This window comes from Pseudomonas fluorescens (assembly GCF_000968015.1).
GTDB lineage: Bacteria > Pseudomonadota > Gammaproteobacteria > Pseudomonadales > Pseudomonadaceae > Aquipseudomonas > Aquipseudomonas fluorescens_W.
Map to the genome: position 1 here is coordinate 1 of NZ_LACH01000134.1, position 713 is coordinate 713.

At 61.9% G+C, this 713-nt stretch carries 1 protein-coding gene; it reads left to right on the top strand.

What is annotated here, in order from left to right; all coding sequences use genetic code 11:
* The coding region (locus VD17_RS31130) for an efflux RND transporter permease subunit (RefSeq protein WP_046057188.1) at positions 1–713 on the top strand (713 nt) is incomplete at both ends.

Genomic DNA, 713 nt, shown 5'->3' on the forward strand with positions numbered 1-713 from the left:
CGTGAGTGGCGTGACTCGCTCGGCGCCCTGGAGCAGCTGCCGATCTACACCCCTTTGGGGAGCCAGATTACCCTCGGCACTGTGGCGAAGGTCAAGGTCAGCGACGGCCCGCCAATGCTCAAGAGCGAGAACGCCCGGCCTTCTGGCTGGGTGTATATCGACGTGCGTGGCCGGGATATTGCCTCGGTGGTCGCCGACCTGCGCCGTGTCGTCAGTGAGCAGGTGAAGTTGCAGCCAGGCATGAGCCTGAGCTACTCGGGGCAGTTCGAATTTCTCGAGCGAGCCAATGCACGGCTCAAGCTGGTGGTGCCGGCCACGCTGCTGATCATTTTCGTCCTGCTCTACCTGACGTTCGCACGCTTCGACGAGGCCTTGTTGATCATGGCCACTCTGCCGTTCGCACTGACGGGTGGAGCATGGTTTCTGTATCTGTTGGGATTCAACCTGTCGGTGGCCACCGGTGTCGGCTTTATCGCGCTGGCGGGGGTGTCTGCCGAGTTTGGCGTAATCATGCTGCTCTACCTGAAGAATGCCTGGGCCGAACGTGAAGACGCCGGTGATAGCACTGAGCGCGGGCTGATCGCCGCTATTCGCGAAGGTGCGGTGCAACGGGTCCGACCCAAGGCCATGACCGTGGCCGTCATCATTGCGGGTCTGTTACCCATCCTTTTGGGCAGCGGCACCGGTAGCGAAGTGATGAGTCGCATCGCCGC